Raw genomic sequence first — 19,521 nt, 5'->3', positions numbered from 1 at the left:
CCACGGCCCGTGCCCCGGTCATGTGCCGGGCGCGCAGAAGCGCGGCGGACGGGAGCAGGGCCTCCCGTCCGCCGCGCGCCTGCGGGGTCGACCGTCCTAGACGGTGACCTGCTCGATGGCGTTCGCCCGCGCGACCCGCCCGTACCAGCGGGCGGAGTCCTTCGGCGTGCGCTCGAAGGTCTCGCGGTCCCATGCGACCAACCCGAACGTCGGGCGGAAGCCCGAGGCCCACTCGTAGTTGTCCAGGAGCGACCAGTGCTGGTAGCCCAGGACCTCGATGCCGTCCTCGATGCAGCGGTGGATGCCCTCGAGGGCGCCCTGTGTGTACGCCTGCCGGCGGGAGTCGTCGGCGGTGGCGATGCCGTTCTCGGTGATCATCAGCGGGACGCCGCCGGACAGCTCCCACGCGCTGCGCAGCCCGTCGGCCGAGGCCTCGGGGTAGAACTCCCAGCCGGTCAGGGTCGTCTCGACGTCGTCCGACACGGGCAGGGGCCCGTCCGGACCGATGAACGTGCGGGTGTAGGCCTGCACCCCCAGGAAGTCGTCGCCGGCGGCCTGCTCGAGGTACCAGTCGTCGCGCGGGTACCCGTACTCGCGGAGCATGGCGTCCGCCCCGGGCTCGCCGGACGACTTGAAGGCCTGCGTCGCGATGGTCCACCCCGACCGGAGGCCCGACACCTGTGACAGGACCTCGCGCGACCGCCTGTGGCTGGCCAGCAGGGCGTCGGCGACCCCCAGGTCCGGGTTCGGCAGGCCGAAGGCCACCAGGTTGGCCGCGTCCTCGCCGCCGGCGAGCATCGCCGCGATGTTCGGCTCGTTGATCGTGCAGACGTAGCGGACACCGTCCTGCACCACGGGGAGCGCAGCCTCGGTGTAGCGGGCGAACAGGTCGGCGGCGTCGGGTGCCCGCCAGAAGCCGTCGCGTTCGAACCAGCGCGGCACGGTGAAGTGCATGAGGGTGACGATCGGTTCGATGCCGAACTCGTGGCAGGCGTCGACCATGCGGCGGTAGTGATCGACCTCGGCACGGCTGACGAACCCGCGCTCGGGCTCGATGCGGGCCCACTCGATGCTGAACCGGTACGAGTTCAGCCCGAGCTCGGCCGCGATGCGGATGTCCTCGCGGTACCGGTGGTAGCTGTCCGCCGCGTCGCCCGACGGCTCGACGATGGTGGTGTCCGGCTCGTGCTCGTGCACCCACCAGTTGCTGTTGACGTTGTTGCCCTCGATCTGGTGGGCGGCGGTGGCGGCACCCCAGAGGAAGCCGTCGGGGAACTGCAGCGTGGAGATGATGGTGCCTTTCAGTGCTTGTTCGAGTCAGTGCTGGCTCAGGAATGCGTCGAAGACGGCGACCGTCCCGAGCGGGTTCTCGACCTGGGGGCCGTGGTAGCTCGCGGGGATGACGACGTACTCGGCACCGGTCTGCTCGGCCATCGCCCGCTGCCACGGGATCGGCCAGGCGTTGTCCCACTCGCCGTGGGCGACGAGGACCGGCAGGCCCGTGGCGCGCAGGGCGTCGGAGGCGTCGGTGTGGTCCTCGAGGATGTGGCCACCGGCGACGACGCTGAGCGGGCTCGTCGCGTCGAAGCGGTCCCGGACCATCCGGACGTCGTCGGGCAGCTCCTCGTCGGGCCGGCCCGCCCAGAGCGGGTTCGTCGAGTCGAACAGCTGCCGAAGGTTCCCGCCGGTGTCGTGCAGGATCGTCAGCTCGGCGACCTTGCGGTACGGCCAGCCGTGCGGCCCGGAGCAGAACTGCACGACGTCGCGGAACGCCGTCGGGTCCTGGAGCGCGGCGGCCCGGACGATCACACCGCCGAGCGAGTGCCCGACCAGGTGCACGGGGGCGCCGTCGTCGAGCAGGCGCGCGACCCGGACGACGTCGGCGGCTTCTTCGTCGAGGGAGTAGTCCCGCGGCTCGGTCGGCGCGGCCGAGTCGGCCTGACCCCGCCGGCTGATCGCGACCGCGGTCCACCCGGCGTCGCGGAGGACGGGCAGGAAGGTCCGCCAGTCCTCCTTCGAGCCGGTGTAGCCGGGGACGATGAGCACGGTGCCCTTCGACACCCCCTCGGGCACGATCCGGTAGGCCGTCAGCCGCCCGACCGGGACGTCGATCCCGACGACGTCGACGCCGTCCGGGGTGGGCAGGTGCCCGAACGGCGGGACCGTCGGGAAGTCGTGCAGGGTGGTCATGGTCGTCCTTCCACGAGCGTGCGCCGCGGGTTCGGCACGGCGTCGAGGAGGGCGATCGTGTACGGGTCCTGCGGATCCTGCAGCACCTGGGCCGTGTGACCGCGTTCGACGACGGCGCCCTCGTGGAGCACCATGATGTCGTCCGTGATGAGCCGCGCACTCAGCAGGTCGTGCGTGATGTAGAGGAGCGAGACGCCCCACTGCTCGCGGAGGTCCTCGAGCAGCGCGAGCACACCGGCACGCAGCGTCACGTCGAGCATCGAGACCGGTTCGTCGGCGATGATCACCTGCGGGTCGCTGGCGAGCGCCCTGGCGATCACCACGCGCTGCCGTTGCCCGCCGGAGAGCTGGTGCGGGAGCTTCTGCGCGAACTGCTCCACGGGGGTGAGCCCCACCGTCTCGAGCAGCTCGAGCACCCGGCGCCGGGCATCACGGCCGGTCAAGCCGGTGTAGTTCGCGATCGGCCGGGACAGCGTGTACTCGACCGTGTGCAGCGGGTTGAGCGCCGAGTACGGGTCCTGGAACACCATCTGGACCTCGGAGCGCAGGTCCCGCAGGCCGCGCTTGCCGAGGCGGGCGACGTCGAGGTCGCCGAACCGGACGGTGCCGGTGGTCGGCTTCTCGACGCCGGTGAGCAGCTTCGCGATGGTCGACTTGCCCGAACCGGACTGGCCGACCAGGGCGAGCGACTGCCCGGGCTCCAGGGTGAACGACACGTCGCGCACGGCCTGCACCGGCTGCTCGCCGCGGCGGGGTGCCGGGTAGGTCTTCACGATGTGGTCGACGACGATCGGGTTGCGGGCGGCACTGCGCTCGCGGGACCCGACGGTGCTGAACGAGCTGGTGGTCTCCTGTCGGGTGGCCGACGGGTCGCGGAGCGATCGATCCGGGAACCCGGGGAGCGAGACGACCTCGGCGCGCGGGTCGGCGTAGTGCGACAGGAGCATCTGCGTGTACTCGTCCTGCGGGTCGCGGAGGATCTCGCGGGAGCCGCCGTCCTCGACGATGCGGCCCTCGTGCATGACGAGGACGCGCTCGGTGGCCTCGAGGACGATGCCGAGGTCGTGGCTGATCAGGATCGCCGTGAAGCCCTCGGTGCGCTGGAGCTCGATGATCGTGTCCATCACCGCGTGCTGCACCAGGACGTCGAGCGCCGTCGTCGGCTCGTCGAACACCATGAGCTGCGGTTCGAGCGAGAGCGCCAGGGCGATGGAGACGCGCTGCCGCATGCCGCCGGAGAGCTCTCCGGGGAACCGGGCGAGCATCGAGGCCGGCAGCTTCACCTTCTCGATGAGCTCCTTCATCCGCGCGTCCCAGCGGTCGCGCGGCACGTGGCCGTGTGCCTTGAAGACGTCGATGAAGTGGTTCCGGATGGTGCGCACCGGGTTGAGCGCGTTCATGCCGGACTGCAGCACCATCGCGAAGCCACCCTGCCGCTGCTGGCGCAGGGCTTCGTCGTCGAGGTCGCGGATGTCCTTGCCCGCGAAGACGATGCTGCCGCCGTTGGTGCGCGCCGGCGGCTTCTGCAGCCGGGTCAGCGCGTAGCCGAGCGTCGACTTGCCCGAACCGGACTCGCCGACCAGGCCGACGAACTCACCCTTCCTGAGCTGGAACGACACGTGGTCGACGGCCTGGACGGCCGTCTGGCCGGCCGACTCGTAGACGACCGACAGGTCGCGCACGTCGAGCAGGACATCCTGCGTGGCGCTCGTGGCGTCGGAGGGGAGGCGCGTGGCGGCGCCGGTGGGCGCCTCCAGGCCGTCTGCGGGGTGCGTTTCTGGCGAGCCGCTCATGCGCGCTTCTCCTTACGGGGCCGCGCGCCCTCGCGCAGCCGCGGGTTGGACACGGCGTCGACGCCGAAGTTGATCAGGGTGAGGCTCATCGCGAGCAGCGCGATGCAGAGACCCGGCGCGAACAGCAGGATCCACTGCCCGGTGAGGAGCGCGTTCGAGTTCTGGGCCCAGTAGAGGATCGTGCCCCAGCTGACGATCGACGAGTCGCCGAGCCCGAGGAACTCGAGGCCCGCCTCGGCGAGGATCGCGCTGGTGGCGGCCCCGAAGAAGCTGCCGACGATGAGGCTCGTCATGTTCGGCAGGATCTCGCGGAAGACGATGCGGGTCGCGCCGTCGCCGGAGAACTGGGCGGCGGTGACGAAGTCCCGACCGCGCAGCGACTGCGTCTGCGAGCGGAGCACGCGAGCGCCCCACGCCCATCCGGTCACGACGATGACCGCGATGATCACCGCGATGCCGCCGTTCTGCAGGTACGCAGCGATGACGATCATCAGGGGCAGACCCGGGATGACGAGGAACAGGTTCACGATGAACCCGATGACCTCGGCGATCCAGCCGCGGACGTAGCCCCAGCTGAGGCCGATCGCGACGGCGACGAGCGTGGACAGGATGCCCGCGACCGCGCCGACCATGACCGAGATCCGTGCGCCGTAGATGATCTGAGACAGGACGTCCTCGCCGGCGGCGGTGGTGCCCATCCAGTGGTCGGGCGTCGCGTCGGCGGACCGGGCGAAGCCGTTCTGGCTGGCGCCGTACGGGGCCAGGAGCGGGGCGAAGACCGCGACGAACACGAAGACGCCGAGGATGATGATGCCGATCCGGGCCTTCTTGTTCGACCAGACGACGCCGAACTGGCGGACGGCGGCGCGGAGCTTGCTCGGGGCGTGCTGTTCTTCTTCTTGCGTGCGGACTGCGACTGTGGCGTCCGGAGTGGTGGTGTTGGTCATCGACGCGTCCTCGGGTCCAGGACGCCGTACATGACGTCCACGATGAAGTTGGCGATGAGCACCGACACGGTGATCATCAGGAAGAGGGCCTGCATGAGCGGGTAGTCCTGCCCGATCACGGCGTTGAACAGCAGGTAGCCGATGCCCGGGTAGCCGAAGACCTGCTCGACCAGGACGGAACCGCCGACCACGCCACCGAGCGCCAGACCGAATCCGGTCAGGTTCGGCAGGATCGCGTTGCGGGCCGCGTAGCGGATGGCGACGGTGCGCCCGCGGAGGCCGTTGGCCTCGGCGAAGGTCACGTAGTCGTCACCGAGGGTGTTGATCATCGCGTTGCGCATGCCGATGATCCAGCCACCGAGGCTCGTCACCAGGATCGTGACCGCCGGTAGCACCGCGTGCTGCAGGGCGTCGCCGACGAACGCACCGTTCAGGCCCGGGGTCGTCGTGGCGGAGTAGGCGCCCGTGGTCGGGAACCAGTGCAGCACGTAGCCGAGGAAGAACAGCAGCAACAGGGCGGTCCAGAAGTACGGGAACGTCGACATGAAGCTGCCCGACAGGGTGGGGAGCGAGTCGAGCCAGGTGCCGCGCTTCCATGCCGCCGCGACACCGATCAGGGTGCCGAGGACGAACGCCAGGATCGTGACGACCCCGACCAGGATCAGCGTGTAGGGCAGGGCCTTCGACACGAGGTCACCGACGGGCTGCGGGTAGAACGTGTAGCTCGTGCCGAAGTCGAGGGTGATGACCTGGTGCAGGTAGCTGACGTACTGGTCCCAGAGGTTGCCGGTCGGCACCCCGAGCTGGGCCTCGATGGCCTTCTTTGTGGCGTCGGTGACCGGGCCGTTCTGGCTGAGCTTCGCGAGCGCGGCGTCGGCCGGGCTGCCGGGCATCAGGCGCGGGAGCACGAAGTTCAGCGTGACCGCGGCCCAGAGGGTCAGGACGAAGAGGACGAGTTTCTGGAGGATGTACTTCACTTCTGGTCCTCCTGCTGCGCGCCGTCCTGCTCCTGCAGGATCTGCTCGCCGGCGGCGCTGTCGCGCAGACGGAGCTTGGTGAAGATGAGCAGCGGTGCCGAGTCGTAGTTCTGCGGTGCCATGTAGGGGTCCTTCGCGCTCGGCCAGCCGACGAACTTGCCGGTGTTGAACAGGCCCCAGAGCCCGCCGTAGTACATGCCGATGACGGGGAGCTCGTCGTAGACGGTCTGCTGCAGCTGGTCGAGGATCTCCTGCTGCTTCGCGGTGTCCGTCGTCGCCTTGTACTCGTCGAGGAGCTTCTGGGTGTCGGCGTTCTTGTACCGCTCGTAGTTGTTCACGGTCGACTTGCCGACGGGCTGGTAGAACTCGCTGCTGAGCAGGGAGTTGAACGCCTGGTAGACGTCACCGTTGCCCATGCCGCCCATCGCCATGTCGAACGTGCCGTTGTTGATGTTCTGCTGGTACCCGGCGGGCTGCGGCGCCTGGATCGTCACCTTGATGCCGATGGCCGTCAGTTCGCGGCGGACCTCCTGCGCGGCGCGGAGCCAGTCGGAGTAGCCGTTCGCGGTCATGATCGTGATCGCGAGCTGCTTGCCGTCCTTGACGACCTTGCCGCCCTGCACGGTGTAACCGGACTTCGCGAGGCTGGCGAGCGCCGCCTTCGTGTCCTGGGTGATCATGCCCTGGTCGGGGATGTCCGGGTTGAGGTACCGCTCCTGGTTCGGCAGGATCAGGCCGGTCTGACCCGCCGCCGACAGGTTGCCCTCGGACGCGGTCTCGGCGATGGCGTCACGGTCCAGCGCGAGCGAGATGCCCCGGCGGACGTTGACGTCGTTGTACGGCGCCTTCGTGAGGTTCGGGATGAGGCCGATCACACCGCCGGCCGGGAACCACCACTCGTTCGTCTTCGACGCGGCACCCCAGGTGCCCTTGACGTCGGAGATGAACGAGTACGCCCAGTCGTAGCCGCGGGTGACGGTGTCGAGCTGCGTGTTCGTCGCCGGCAGGATGAGGTGCTTGATGGCGATCTTGTCCGCTTGCCAGTACTTCGGGTTCTTGTCCATCGAGTACTGCTGGTCGGTGTAGTTGCCGAGGACGAACGGCCCGGTGCCGACCGGGTTCGGGTCGCGCCAGGTCGTCGGGTCCTTCACGCCGCCCCAGTGGTCCTCGCCGAGGATGTACGTCTGCCCGATGATCGTCAGGCTCGGGACGTCCTCGCTCTTGAGGTGGAAGACGACGTGGTCGCCGTCCTGCTCGATGCTCTTGATGTGCTGCCAGGCGCCCTTGACGTCCATGGCGGGGAACTTCTTGAGCAGGTCGAAGGTGAAGACGACGTCCTTCGCGCTGAACGGCGAACCGTCGGACCACTCGACGCCCGATCGGATCGTCATGTCGATGGTCTTCGCGTCGGGCTGGCTCCACGCGCTGGCGAGCCACGGGTTGCGCTTGCCGTCGAGGGGGTTCACCTCGATGAGGGGCTCGTACATCCACTTGGAGGCCGTGCGGGCGTTCGCGATGTACGGGTTGAAGTTGCGGTCGAACAGCGGGTTGCCGCGGTCCGCGTTGATGAGCATCGTGTCCTTGCCGATGGTGGGATCGGGTTCGGATCGGACCTGGATGCTGCAGCCGGTGGCCACGAGGGCCACTGCGGCGAGGCCGGCGATGGCCGCGACGAGGCGGCCTCGGCGGCGGGGGCCCGGGTCGCGCGTGCCGCGCGTGCGCTGTGGGGGAAGCGTCATTGCTCGGTCGACCTCCATGTCGATTCGGTACCTGCTCAATGTATGCGCTTACATCGCAGCGTGCAAGCGCGGGTGTTGTTTTGCGGGGTGGCACCGTGCGAGGTGTCGTCGGCGCGGGGCGCCGCACGGTGCGAGGGTCGTCGCGCGTGGTGCGAGGTTCCGTCCGTGGTGCGAGGTCGCGAGGCTCGCACCGAACACGGAAGCTCGCACCACACGCCCCTCGCACGGTGCGAGGCGTCGCACGCCTACAGCGCGGGCGGGCAGCTCTCGCGCAGCAGCACCTCGACGGGCAGGCGCACGGCGCGCGGCGGCCCCTCGCGGCGCTCCAGCCGGTCGACGATCGCCTGGACGGCGGCACGCCCGAGGGCCCCCATCGGCTGGTGCACGGTCGTCAGGCGCGGCGCCGAGAACCGCCCGGCGTCGATGCCGTCGAACCCGGTCACGACGAGGTCCTCGGGGACGCGGAGCCCCCTGGCAGCGGCGGCGTCGAGCACCCCGAGCGCGGACTGGTCGTTCGAGCAGACGACGGCGCGCGGGACGTCGTCTGCCAGCAGCGACACCGCGAGCTCCCGCGCCCGAGCCCGCCCGAAGTCGCCGTGCACGGTGCGCACCGCCGAGGCCGGCACCCCGTGGTCGGCCAGCGCCGCGCGGAAGCCCGCCGAGCGCTCCATGTCGTCGGGCGAGTCGATCGGGCCCGCGACGTACGCGAGGGACCGGATACCCAGGCGCCCGATCACGTGCGACGCCAGGGTCCGCATGCCCGCGGCGTTGTCCACGCTCACCGAGTCGAACCCGTGCGAGCGCCGGTCGTCGGCGAGCACCACGACGGGGATGCGGCGGGCGACGTGCTCGAGCAGGTCGTCGGGCACGGTCTGCGCCAGCACGGCGAGCCCGTCGACCCGGCCGGCGACGTCGTTCACGATGACGTCGCGTGACGAGCCCCGCCCGGCGGCCACCATGAGCGCGAGCCCCCGCTGCCAGGCCTCGGTCTCGGCACCGCGCAGGACCTCGTCGAAGTACAGGTTGGACGAGAACGGCTGCGTCACGTGGCGCCGGTCGTCGACCACGCGGACGCCGCCGTCGGTGACCAGGTCCGGGCGCTCGTCGGGCACCACGTCGAACCCGGGCAGCAGGAGCCCGACGACGCCGGTGCGCTTGCCGGCGAGGGCCCGGGCGTTGCCGGACGGGACGTAGCCGAGGCTCCGGATCGCCGCCTGCACGCGGTCCCGGGTGCCCTCACGGACGGCGTCGGGCGTGCGGAGCACACGCGAGACGGTGGCGATGGAGACGCCGGCCGCCGAGGCGACGTCGTAGACCGTGGGAGGTGCGGTGCGCTGGTCGGCCAACCCGTGCCTCCCCTTCGACGTCCGCTGGTGCCGCGCCTCGCGCTGTGCGGCCGGACCATCCTAGGCATGCCCTGTGCCGGGAGTCCTCCACAGGGCGCCGGGGACGCTTGCGGGAGAGCGCGGGCCGCGCGACACTGTTCCGACCTCAGTACGTCCCGTGAGGAAGCGCACCAGCGGGCCGTGTGCCCGCACCGAACAGGTTGCCCACACGCAGGGGAAGGACACGACATGTCGCAGTCGACACGTTCCGGGAGCAAGCTCGCACTCCGCGCGAGCCACGACGAGGCCGAGGTGCGCGACGCGCTGCTCGAACACACGGGTTCGATCAGCACGTTCGACGACGCCGACGCACCGCAGGAGACGACGGACCTGCGCTAGCAACTCGCGCCCGGCCTCCCCCGGACACGGCCAGGAGGCCCGGGACACGCCCGCAGACCGCTCACGTCCGCGGGCACTCACCCCTCGGTCGCGCCCACGATCGTCATGCCCGCCCCGCGCAGGCGTCGGCGCTCCTGCGCGATCCAGCTGAGGAGCCGGTCGTTCGTGCCGGCCACGTGGGCGGCCACGAGTTCCGCTGCGCGGTCGGCGTCACCGTCGCGCACCGCGTCGATGATGGCGCTGTGCTCGTCCCAGGCGGCGTCGCGGGCCTCGGGCGTGCGGACCTCGATCCAGCGCGTGCGCTCGAGCCGCGTCAGGGCATCGGCGATGGCGTCGGTGACGAACCGGTTGCCACCGAGCGCGGCGAGGTCGAGGTGGAACGTCGACCCCATGCGGATACCGGCTTGCTGGTCGGGGGTGGGCCGGAGCGCGTCGAGGTGCCCGCGGACCTCGGCCAGCTGCTCCGGGGTGGCGCGCTGGACGGCCAACCGGACGGCAGCGGGCTCGAGGATGCCGCGGAGTTCGGCGAGCGAGGCGATCTCGTCGAGGTCGATCGGGGTGACCGTCCACGAGCGGCCCTCGTGCAGGATGAGTCCCTCGCGCTCGAGCCGCGACAGTGCGGCGCGGACCGGCGTGCGCGAGGCGTGGAACCGTGCCTCGAGCCCGCGCTCCGAGATGCGCTCCCCCGGTGCGATGTCGAGGGTCAGGATGGCTGCGCGCAGGTTGTCGTAGAGCTGGGCCGTCTGCGACACGGGCGCGGCGTCGGTCGTGTCGGTCACGGCGGACAAGCCTAGCGGCGTGACGGCGGGAATGGTATACCGTTCTGGTATACCAAACCGTTCCGCGATGGAACGACGACGAACGGCCGAGACGACCCATGCCCACGACCGACGCCGCGCCGAGATCGACCACGACGCCGCCGGTCTCCGCCCGCGCCTGGACGATGCTCGCCCTCGGGGTCGCGGCCCAGGCGGCGGGGACGCTCGTCGTGTCCGCGCCGGCGCTCCTCATCCCCCACCTGCTCAGCCGCGGTACGTCCCTGCCGGCCGCCGGGCTGCTCGCCGCTGCTCCGACGTTCGGCATGGTCCTGACGCTCATCGCCTGGGGTGCGATCACCGACCGGTTCGGCGAGCGCGTCGTCATCGCCGGCGGCCTCGTGCTCACCACGCTGGCCGTGGTCGCTGCCTGGCTGGCTGCGGGCGACCCGGTGCTGCTCGGGTCGGCGTTCCTGGCCGGCGGCATGACGAGTGCCTCGACGAACGCGGCGAGCGGCCGGGTCGTGGTGGGGTGGTTCCCGAAGGAGCGCCGGGGGCTCGCGATGGGCATCCGACAGATGTCACAGCCGCTCGGGGTGACGCTCGCGGCGGTCACGGTGCCGCAGTTCGCCGAGGCCTCCGGGATCCGCGCGGCCCTGGTCCTGCCGATCGTGCTGTGCGCGGTGCTCGCCGTCTGCTGCACGATCGGGATCACCGACCCGCCACGCCCGGCCCGGGCCACGGTCGCGACGACGATGACCGCGAACCCCTACCGGTCGAGCGGCTTCCTGTGGCGGGTGCACGCGGTCTCGGTCCTGCTCGTGGTGCCGCAGTTCACGCTGTCGACGTACGGGCTGGTCTGGCTCGTGGGCCTCGGCTGGTCGACACCGGCGGCCGGGCTGCTCGTCGGCGCTGCGCAGTTCGTCGGGGCGATCGGCCGGATCCTGGTCGGTGGCTGGAGCGACCGTGCCGGATCGCGCGTCGGACCCCTGCGCATCGTCGCGGTGAGCGCCGCGGGGGTGATGGCGGTGCTCGCGGTCGTCGACGCGACGCACCTGGCCGGGGCCGGGGTGTTCCTGGTGCTCGCGACGAGTGTGACGGTCGCGGACAACGGGCTGGCCTACACGTCGGTCGCCGAGGCGGCGGGACCGTTCTGGTCGGGCCGGGCACTCGGGGCGCAGAACACCGGGCAGTTCATCGCGGCGAGCGCCGTCGGTCCGGGCATCGGCGCCCTGGTCGGTGCGCTCGGCTTCGCGGCGTCGTTCGGCATCGTGGCGGTGCTCCCGCTGCTGGCGGTCCCGCTGGTGCCCAGCCGCGACCGCTCGCACGACTGACTCCTCACCCCGTTCGTTCCTTCCCAGGACACGTGCGATGCCTTGCCGGAACGGGCGTACCCGGTCGGAAGAACCGACCAGGTACGCCCGTTTCGACCAGGTACGCCCGTTTCGACCAGGTCAGCTCGAACTCCGGCTCACGCGGGGACCACCGGACCGACCGGCCAGCGGAGCAGCGCGGCCGCGGGGGCACCTGCGGGCAGGGACGCGGCGTTGACGAGCACGAGCTCCGCATCCGTCAGCACCGCCGCACGGACGAGCGCGCACACGGCGGGGACGGCGGCGATGACCGGCACACCGACGGCCTGCTCCGGCGCGGTCGCGACCCAGGGCGCCCCCGCCAACGCGAGCAGCGTCCGGTCCCCGACGGCCACCGCGTCGAGCGCGATCGTGGCGCCCTGGGCCTGCTGCAGCGCCTCGACGACCGGCCCGAGACCGGTCACGACCTGGTTGTCGCCGCGGCCGACGTGGGTGCGGAGCGCATCCTCGAGGTCGTGGCGACGAGTGGCGACGACACGGGCGAGCGCGGTCTCGACGTGCTCGACGAACGCCTGCTTCGCTGCGGCGTCCGCGCGGGGATCACCGGGGAAGACCGAGACGAGCGCCCGGGTCTCGGCCGAGAACGCCTTCACCAGCAGCTCGCGCGCGGTGACGTCACCGGCGACGACGACCAGACCGGGGCGGATCGTCCGTACGGTCTCGTCGACGGCGGCCGCGGTCTCCGACGAGTTCTGCTTCCAGATCTCCTCGGTGTGCTGCTGCCAGTGCGGCTGCTTCCACCCGGTGCCGGCCTTCGCGTAGTGCAGGGTGTCGTTGCGACCCTGGACCTGCTGCTCGGACGTGTTCCCCGCGACCGGCGCGTGCCCGAGGCGGTAGGCGCGGAACGCCCCGCCCTCCTTGCCGGCGTGGACCACCAGGAACGGCAGGTCGACCGGGCGGTGGGCGACGAGCGGCACCAGGTCCGGCACGGCACCGACCCCCACGGACTCCGGTCCGTGCAGGTGCCCGGGCAGGACCTCGCTCAGCACCACGACGTCGTCGTGCACCAGGACGTAGCGCGCGACCGGCGACGGGACGCCCGGCTCCTGCTCGAACTCGGCGGCGACCAGGTCGACGACCGCGTCGGACGCGCCCTGCGCACGGAGGGTCTCCTCGATCCCGCGCAGTCGGAGTGCCGCCTGCCGTCGTGGGTCTTCGACGTTGCCCGAGACGTCGGCGTACGCCCAGGCCCAGGTGCCTCCGCCCTCCAGCCGCTCTCCCAGGATCCGGTGCAGTTCGCTCGTCGCGTTGGTCGACGTCATGGCAGCTCCTCTCGGACGGATGCCGGAGCCGATGAGCCCCGGCGCTCTCACGTGCGACAACACTCCACCCGTCGACCTGCGCTCGTCCGCAGTCGGGAGGGAACACCCAGGCGACCCCGGGCCGGCTCGGACACGGCAACGAGTCGGCCACGAAACCACACCGGCGTTCGGTTCTGTGGTTGGGTGTGGACAACCCCGATCAACGACGAACGGAGTGCGGCAATGGCGCCACGACCACGACCCATCACGAGACGACACCTGTTGGGCTTCGGCCTCGGCACCGCGGCGGCGGGACTCCTCGCCGGCTGTGCGGTCCCGGGCTCGACCAACGTCAACAAGGCGGCCCTCGTGCCCGCCGCAGCCTCGGGTGAGACCGTCCGGCTCACCTACTGGGCCTGGCTCAAGGACCTGCAGAAGGTCTGCGACGTCTGGAACGAGACGCACCCGGACATCCAGGTGACCGCGAACTGGATCCCCGGCGGCAACAGCGGCGGGTACCAGAAGATGTACTCCGCGCTCGCGGCCGGCGGCGGCCCGGACATCGGGCAGGTCGAGCTCCGGCAGATCCCCGAGTTCATGCTCGCGAACGGCCTGGTCGACCTGGCCCGGTACGGCGCGAAGGACTTCGAGTCGAAGTACGACGAGGCCGCGTGGGCGCAGGTGTCGTTCGTCGACGGCATCTACGGCATCCCGCAGGACACCGGCCCGATGGGGTTCTACTACCAGACCGCGATCCTCGAGCAGGCCGGCGGCGAACCCCCCACGACGTGGGACGAGTGGCGTGACCTGGCCGACAAGGTCCGGAGCACCGGGAAGCAGAACTACCTCGAGGTGTTCCCGGTCGCCGACGCCTCACCGTTCGCCGCGTACGCACAGCAGGCCGGCGCGCGCTGGTTCACGGTCGACGGCGACGAGTGGGTCGTCGACATGACCGACGACAAGACCCTGATGGTCGCGGACTTCTTCGACGGTGTGATCGACGACGAGCTCGTCGACACGAGTGCCGGCGCGTACTCCCCCGGGTGGTACGCGGCGGCCGCGAGCGGCAAGATCGCCGCGGTCACGAGTGCGAGCTGGGGTGACGCCCTGATCGAGTCGGTGCAGGGCGGCGAGGGCAAGTGGAAGGTCGCCCCGATGCAGAAGTGGGGCGCCGACGGCTTCGGCTCGAGTGCCATCGGCGGTTCCACCGCCGCGGTCCTGGCGAACGCGAAGCACCCGAAGGAGGCGCTCGAGTTCATCACGTGGATGACCACCTCGAAGGCGGGCATCGACGCGATGATCAAGTACTGCGGCATCGGCTGGTCGCCCGCCGTCGACTACATCGGGGCACAGCGCGAGAAGCCGTCGAAGTGGTTCTCCGGGCAGAACTACAACGAGGACGTCTTCGTGCCGGCCTCGAAGGAACAGAACATCGACTGGTCCTGGTCCCCGGTGACCCAGTCGGCCTTCACCAGCCTGCAGAACCAGTTCCGCCGCAAGCTCACCTCGGGCCTGAAGCTCAGTGACGCGGTGGAGCTCGCACAGCGGGAGATCGTCCAGTCCTTCAAGGACAAGGGCCTCAGTGTCAGGACGGCACGATGACCCAGCAGACCACCACGCCACGGTCCACCGGTCGTCCGGCTGGCGGCAGTCCCGCCTTCCGTACGAGCACGAAGGCCACGAGCGCGCAGAAGCGTGCCCCGTGGATCCTGCTCGCCCCGTTCCTGGCCCTGTTCCTGCTGACGTTCGTGATCCCGATCATCAGCGCCCTGTTCCAGTCGTTCACCACCGTCGACCGCGAGGGCCTGTTCGGTGAGGACGGCGTCGTCGGCCGGTTCGCCGGGTTCGACAACTACGCGATCGCCCTGCAGGACAGCGGGTTCGTCGCCTCGATCGGCCGCATGCTGCTCTTCGGCATCGTCCAGGTCCCGGTGATGATCATCGCCTGCACGATCCTCGCGCTGCTGCTCGAGTCGGCGAGCGCCCGCTGGCCGGGCTTCTTCCGGGCGATCTACTTCATGCCGTACGGCGTCCCCGGCGTCATCGCCACGATCCTGTGGTCGTTCCTGTACGTGCCCGGCCTGTCGCCCATCGTGTCGCTGCTGCAGTCGATGGGGTTGCAGCCGGACTTCCTCGGCGCGGACAGCGTGCTGTGGTCGATCGCGAACATCGTCACGTGGACGTACACCGGCTACAACATGCTCATCATCGTGGCGCAGCTGAAGTCCATCCCCGGCGAGGTCTACGAGGCCGCCAAGGTGGACGGCGCGAACGCGTTCCAGGTCGCGTGGCGGATCCAGATCCCGCTCATCGCACCGGCCCTGGTGCTCACGACGGTGTTCTCGATCATCGGCACCCTGCAGCTCTTCGCGGAGCCGCAGATCCTGTCCACGGTCGCCCCCGCGATCGACACCGAGTACACGCCGAACTACGCCGCCTACACGAACGCGTTCGCGTTCAACGAGTACGGCGTCGCGAGTGCGCAGGCGGTCATCATCGCCCTGGCCGCGTTCATCCTGTCGTTCACGTTCCTCGCGCTGACGAACCGTCCGCCGAAGGACGAACGAGATCGCCGCAAGCGGGCGAAGCGGGACGGCCAGGAGGCGCGGGCCGCGCTCCAGACGCGCGTCACGTCGGCCGGGACGGTCACCACCCAGGCCGCACCGCGCCTCCAGGACCGCTCCGGTCCGGACCACGGCATCAACGTCACGAAGGGGGCGGACGCATGACCAGCGAAGCCATCGAAGCGCCGGCCACGGCGAAGACCGCGGTCCCGGTCGACACCACGTCGATCAGTGCGCACCAGCGCCGCAAGCTCGACCGGTCCCCCCGGTCGCAGATCGTCGTCACGGGGATCCTCGTCATCGTCGCGCTGTACTTCATCGTCCCGCTGTACTGGGTCGTCATCGCCGCGACGAAGACCACGGGTGCACTGTTCTCGACGAACGGGTTCTGGTTCGGCGGCGAGTTCGCGCTCTGGAGCAACCTGCAGCAGGTGTTCACCTACGACGGCGGCATCTTCGTCCGGTGGATCGCGAACAGCATCCTGTACTCCGGCGTCGGTGCCGTCCTGGCGACCTACTTCGCCGCGGCCGGCGGGTACGCGCTGGCGAAGTACGACTTCCGGGGGCGCCAGTTCGTGTTCGGCACGATCCTCGGCGGCGTGCTCGTGCCGGGGACCGCGACGGCGCTGCCGCTGTTCCTGCTGTTCTCGTCGATGGGCCTGACGGACACGTACTGGAGTGTGCTCATCCCGAGCCTCGTCTCGCCGTTCGGCCTGTTCCTGTGCCGGGTGTACGCCGCGGCGTCGGTGGACACGGCGCTCCTCGAGCAGGCACGCATCGACGGGGCCGGTGAACTGCGGATCTTCCACACCGTGGTGCTCCGGCAGATGACCCCGGCGCTCGTCACCGTGTTCCTGTTCCAGGTGGTCGGGATCTGGAACAACTTCTTCCTGCCGCTCATCATGCTGGCAGACCAGAAGCTGTACCCGATAACACTGGGTCTGAACAACTGGCGCTCGCAGGTCGACCGCCTGCCGGAGTTCTACCAACTCACCACCGGCGGGGTGCTCGTCTCGGTCATCCCGCTCGTCATCGCCATCATCGTCCTCCAGCGCTTCTGGCGTGGAGGCCTCACGGAAGGATCGGTCAAGGGTTGACCCACTCCGCACTCTCGTCCACCGCACCCGGCTCCGACTCGCGGCTGGCACCCCGTGCCTGGCTGCACACCGACGCCCCGTCCCTGTCGCTGAACGGGGACTGGCGGTTCCGGTGGTCGCCCGTCGCCTCGGTCTCCGAGGACTTCGCGACCGAGGGTGGGGAGGACGACGACCCGGCCTGGGGCGAGCTCCCGGTGCCGTCGCACTGGGTGCTGCACGGCCACGGGGCGCCGAGCTACACGAACCTGCAGTACCCGTTCCCGATCGACCCGCCGCACCCGCCGGAGGAGAACCCGACCGGAGACCACCGCCGCACGTTCGAGCTGCCGTCGTCGTTCGACGGTGCCGCCCGGGTGCTGCTGCGGTTCGACGGGGTCGAGTCGCACTTCCGGGTGTGGCTGAACGGGACACTCGTGGGATGGTCGACGGGCTCGCGCCTGGCGACCGAGTTCGACGTCACCGAACTGGTGCGCCCGGGGGCGAACGAGCTCGCGGTGCGGGTGCACCAGTGGTCGGCGGCGTCCTACCTGGAGGACCAGGACCAGTGGTGGCTGCCCGGCATCTTCCGTGACGTCACCCTGCTCGCCCGGCCCACGGCGCCGATCGACGACGTGTTCGTGCGCGCTGGATGGCGGGCGACGCTCGGCACGGCTGCCTCGGCGGGCACCGCGGCGTCGGGACGGCCGGAGACGGGGACCGGCACGATCACGTTCCCGACGCTCGACGCGGTCTTCCCGGTGCGGTTCACGGTGCCCGACCTGGGCGTCGACGTGACCTGGGCCGCGGCGGACGACGTCGCGCCGATCGAGGTCGAGGGCGTCGAACCGTGGAGCGCCGAACTGCCGAAGCTGTACGACGCGACGCTGTCGACCGGTTCCGCGGCGGCCGGCTCGGGCGCCGCGGGCGGTACCGCCGGTGGCGAGACCGTCTCGCTCCGGCTCGGGTTCCGCACCGTGTCGATCGTCGGCGACCGGTTCCTGGTGAACGGTGAGCGCGTGGTGTTCCACGGCGTGAACCGGCACGAGACCCACCCCGTGCGCGGCCGGGTGTTCGACGAGGCGCACGCCCGCGCCGACATGGCGCTGATGAAGCGGAACAACGTCAACGCGATCCGCACCTCGCACTACCCGCCGCACCCCCGCGTGCTCGACCTGGCCGACGAGCTCGGGTTCTGGGTGATCCTGGAGTGCGACCTGGAGACCCACGGGTTCCTGTTCACCGACTGGGTGGGCAACCCCTCGGACGACCCGGCGTGGGCCGAGGCCTACCTCGACCGCATCGCCCGCACCGTCGAGCGCGACAAGAACCACGCGTCGATCGTGATGTGGTCGCTCGGCAACGAGTCCGGCACCGGCCGGAACCTCGCGGCGATGTCGCAGTGGGTGCACGACCGCGACGCCGAGCGCCCCGTGCACTACGAGGGCGACTACACGGGCGAGTACACGGACGTCTACTCGCGGATGTACCCGACGCTGCAGGAGACCGAGTCGATCGGCGGCGGCACCCCGACGCCCCTGCTCGGCTGCGGCCCGGCCGAGGCCGCTCGGCAGCGGTCGAAGCCCTTCATCCACTGCGAGTACGTGCACGCGATGGGCAACGGCCCCGGGCAGATCGCCGAGTACGAGGCCCTGGTCGACCGGTACCCACGGCTGCACGGCGGGTTCGTGTGGGAGTGGCGGGACCACGGCCTGCTCGCGAAGTCGCCCACGGGCGAGGACTACTACGCGTACGGCGGCGACTTCGGCGAGGTCGTGCACGACGGCAACTTCGTGATGGACGGCCTGGTGCTGCCCGACGACACCCCGACGCCGGGGCTCGCCGAGTTCGCCGCCGTCGTGGCCCCGATCCGCCTGGCGGTCTCGGACACGACGGTGCTGGTCGAGAACCGGTACCACTCGGCTTCGACCGCCGGGCTCCGGCTGTGCTGGACCCTGTCGCGGAACGGCGTCGTCGAGGCCTCGGGGCGCCTGGCCGCGGGCATCGTCGCCGCTCGGGAGTCGGCGACGGTCCCGGTGCCCTCGGAGGTGCTCGACGCGGTCACGTCCGAACTCGCACCAGGCGACGAGCTCTGGTTCGACCTGACCGTGGAACTGGCGGGGCCGACCGCGTGGGCGGACACCGGCCACGTCGTCGCACGCACCCAGCGGCTCGTCGCGGCGCGCGCGGCGGACGCACCACGGGCCTCCCGGCAGGGGTGGGACGGCGACCACCTGGGCGAGGGAACGTTCAACGCCCGCGGTGACCTGGTGTCCTGGAAGGACCACGTGGTCGCCGGGCCCCGCCTGGAGCTCTGGCGAGCGCCCACGGACAACGACAGCCTGGCGTCACAGGGCGGCTACGAGACCGCGGACCCGGTGCTCACGCACGGAGTCGGCGACCCGAGCGCTCCCCCGTCGGCGACGCGCTGGCGCGATCGCGGGCTGGACCGGCTGACGCACCGGCTGGTGTCGGTGTCACGCACCGACTCCGGTCTGGAGCAGCGTGTCCGCGTCGCGGCGGCGAACAGCGGGTGGGGGCTGGAGGTCACGCACCGCTGGACCCTGACGTCCGACGGGCTCGTGCTGCAGACCGACGCCGTGCCGTTCGGCGCCTGGGACGTCACCTGGCCGCGGATCGGGGTGCGGTTCGACCTGCCGGCATCGCTGGCCGATGCGGACGCCACCTGGTTCGGGACCGGACCGCTGGAGTCGTACGCCGATTCCTCGCACGCTGCCCGTGTCGGCCGGTTCACCGCGCCGGTGCGATCGCTCGGGGTGGCGTACTCGCGGCCGCAGGAGACCGGGCACCGGCCCGACCTGCGGGAGCTGTCCGTCGGGCCGTTCACCGTGACCACGGTGGGGTCGCACCGTGCGGGGTTCACGCTGTCGCCGTGGACCGCGCAGCAGATCGACCGTGCCGAGCACCCGTACGAGCTGCCGACGTCCGACCACCTGTACCTGTACCTCGACGCCGCGCAGCACGGGCTCGGCAGCCGGGCGTGCGGGCTCGACGTGTTGCCGGAGCACCAGCTCTGGCCGCAGGCGTTCAGTTGGAGCGTGCTGCTGGGCTAGGCGGGCGGCGGCCCCGCAAGACACCGGTGTTCGCACGTTGCACACCCGCATCCCGCGGCGTGCAGTGCGAA

At 70.7% G+C, this 19,521-nt stretch carries 14 protein-coding genes and 1 pseudogene; 6 read left to right on the top strand and 9 right to left on the bottom strand.

Annotated elements, in window-relative coordinates:
- Positions 1-96 precede the first annotated feature (96 nt).
- The 7 genes from OE229_RS05065 to OE229_RS05035 all read right to left on the bottom strand — a co-directional run bounded on the left by OE229_RS05065 (position 97) and on the right by OE229_RS05035 (position 8,992).
- A complete protein-coding gene (locus tag OE229_RS05065; RefSeq protein ID WP_396136829.1) occupies positions 97-1,293 on the bottom strand; it encodes a glycoside hydrolase family 1 protein in 1,197 nt (398 codons plus the stop codon).
- 24 nt (positions 1,294-1,317) lie between these two features.
- Positions 1,318-2,190 (bottom strand): alpha/beta fold hydrolase, encoded by an 873-nt coding sequence (locus OE229_RS05060; protein WP_182064564.1) that lies wholly within the window; start codon positions 2,188-2,190, stop codon positions 1,318-1,320.
- Positions 2,187-3,983, bottom strand: a complete 1,797-nt coding sequence (locus OE229_RS05055) for an ABC transporter ATP-binding protein (RefSeq protein ID WP_259362665.1) — start codon at positions 3,981-3,983, stop codon at positions 2,187-2,189. Before OE229_RS05055 ends, OE229_RS05060 begins: the two co-directional genes overlap by 4 nt.
- Positions 3,980-4,930, bottom strand: a complete 951-nt coding sequence (locus tag OE229_RS05050; RefSeq protein ID WP_262140028.1) for an ABC transporter permease — start codon at positions 4,928-4,930, stop codon at positions 3,980-3,982. The genes OE229_RS05055 and OE229_RS05050 overlap by 4 nt, the downstream gene beginning before the upstream one ends.
- Positions 4,927-5,907, bottom strand: a complete 981-nt coding sequence (locus OE229_RS05045) for an ABC transporter permease (protein WP_111039412.1) — start codon at positions 5,905-5,907, stop codon at positions 4,927-4,929. The genes OE229_RS05050 and OE229_RS05045 overlap by 4 nt, the downstream gene beginning before the upstream one ends.
- A complete protein-coding gene (locus OE229_RS05040; protein ID WP_262140027.1) occupies positions 5,904-7,646 on the bottom strand; it encodes an ABC transporter substrate-binding protein in 1,743 nt (580 codons plus the stop codon). Before OE229_RS05040 ends, OE229_RS05045 begins: the two co-directional genes overlap by 4 nt.
- 245 nt (positions 7,647-7,891) lie before the next feature.
- Positions 7,892-8,992, bottom strand: a complete 1,101-nt coding sequence (locus tag OE229_RS05035; RefSeq protein WP_182064562.1) for a LacI family DNA-binding transcriptional regulator — start codon at positions 8,990-8,992, stop codon at positions 7,892-7,894.
- Positions 8,993-9,220: 228 nt separating this feature from the next.
- Between OE229_RS05035 and OE229_RS05030 the strand changes: the two genes are divergently transcribed.
- The gene (locus OE229_RS05030; protein ID WP_182064561.1) at positions 9,221-9,370 is read left to right on the top strand and encodes a hypothetical protein; all 150 of its coding nucleotides are present in this window, start codon (positions 9,221-9,223) and stop codon (positions 9,368-9,370) included.
- Between the two features lie 77 nt (positions 9,371-9,447).
- Here OE229_RS05030 and OE229_RS05025 read toward each other — a convergent pair whose 3' ends face one another.
- Complete coding sequence (locus tag OE229_RS05025; RefSeq protein ID WP_231495634.1) at positions 9,448-10,149, bottom strand: GntR family transcriptional regulator; 702 nt, start codon at positions 10,147-10,149, stop codon at positions 9,448-9,450.
- Positions 10,150-10,247: 98 nt separating this feature from the next.
- On the opposite strand from OE229_RS05025, the gene OE229_RS05020 reads away from it, so the two are divergent.
- Positions 10,248-11,459 carry an MFS transporter gene (locus OE229_RS05020; RefSeq protein WP_262140026.1) on the top strand — a complete coding sequence of 404 codons (1,212 nt, stop codon included), beginning with the start codon at positions 10,248-10,250 and terminating at the stop codon, positions 11,457-11,459.
- Positions 11,460-11,596: 137 nt separating this feature from the next.
- Here the strand turns inward: OE229_RS05020 and OE229_RS05015 are convergent, their stop codons facing one another.
- Entirely contained in the window at positions 11,597-12,760 is a 1,164-nt protein-coding gene (locus OE229_RS05015; protein ID WP_182064559.1) for a baeRF2 domain-containing protein, read from the bottom strand.
- 222 nt (positions 12,761-12,982) lie between these two features.
- Between OE229_RS05015 and OE229_RS05010 the strand changes: the two genes are divergently transcribed.
- From OE229_RS05010 to OE229_RS04995, 4 genes and pseudogenes are all read left to right on the top strand, one after another.
- A complete protein-coding gene (locus tag OE229_RS05010) occupies positions 12,983-14,341 on the top strand; it encodes an ABC transporter substrate-binding protein (RefSeq protein ID WP_259581417.1) in 1,359 nt (452 codons plus the stop codon).
- Positions 14,338-15,288 (top strand): annotated as a pseudogene (locus OE229_RS05005) (carbohydrate ABC transporter permease); the annotation flags it as partial. The gene OE229_RS05010 and the pseudogene OE229_RS05005, both read left to right, overlap by 4 nt.
- A gap of 176 nt (positions 15,289-15,464) precedes the next feature.
- A complete protein-coding gene (locus OE229_RS05000; protein ID WP_182064556.1) occupies positions 15,465-16,400 on the top strand; it encodes a carbohydrate ABC transporter permease in 936 nt (311 codons plus the stop codon).
- A complete protein-coding gene (locus OE229_RS04995; RefSeq protein ID WP_262140021.1) occupies positions 16,397-19,450 on the top strand; it encodes a glycoside hydrolase family 2 TIM barrel-domain containing protein in 3,054 nt (1,017 codons plus the stop codon). Before OE229_RS05000 ends, OE229_RS04995 begins: the two co-directional genes overlap by 4 nt.
- Positions 19,451-19,521 lie beyond the last annotated feature (71 nt).

This window comes from Curtobacterium poinsettiae (assembly GCF_025677645.1).
In the GTDB taxonomy this organism is placed as follows: domain Bacteria; phylum Actinomycetota; class Actinomycetes; order Actinomycetales; family Microbacteriaceae; genus Curtobacterium; species Curtobacterium poinsettiae_A.
Note: the sequence above shows the minus strand (reverse complement) of the source record. Positions and strands in the feature narration are given on the sequence as shown.

Excerpts from the sequence above, each read along its gene's own strand:
- OE229_RS05040 (WP_262140027.1), bottom strand. The coding sequence starts at position 7,646 with ATGACGCTTCCCCCACAGCGCACGCGCGGCACGCGCGACCCGGGCCCC.
- OE229_RS05010 (WP_259581417.1), top strand. The coding sequence starts at position 12,983 with ATGGCGCCACGACCACGACCCATCACGAGACGACACCTGTTGGGCTTC.
- OE229_RS05000 (WP_182064556.1), top strand. The coding sequence starts at position 15,465 with ATGACCAGCGAAGCCATCGAAGCGCCGGCCACGGCGAAGACCGCGGTC.
- OE229_RS05050 (WP_262140028.1), bottom strand. The coding sequence starts at position 4,930 with ATGACCAACACCACCACTCCGGACGCCACAGTCGCAGTCCGCACGCAA.
- OE229_RS05015 (WP_182064559.1), bottom strand. The coding sequence starts at position 12,760 with ATGACGTCGACCAACGCGACGAGCGAACTGCACCGGATCCTGGGAGAG.
- OE229_RS05030 (WP_182064561.1), top strand. The coding sequence starts at position 9,221 with ATGTCGCAGTCGACACGTTCCGGGAGCAAGCTCGCACTCCGCGCGAGC.
- OE229_RS05020 (WP_262140026.1), top strand. The coding sequence starts at position 10,248 with ATGCCCACGACCGACGCCGCGCCGAGATCGACCACGACGCCGCCGGTC.
- OE229_RS05060 (WP_182064564.1), bottom strand. The coding sequence starts at position 2,190 with ATGACCACCCTGCACGACTTCCCGACGGTCCCGCCGTTCGGGCACCTG.
- OE229_RS05055 (WP_259362665.1), bottom strand. The coding sequence starts at position 3,983 with ATGAGCGGCTCGCCAGAAACGCACCCCGCAGACGGCCTGGAGGCGCCC.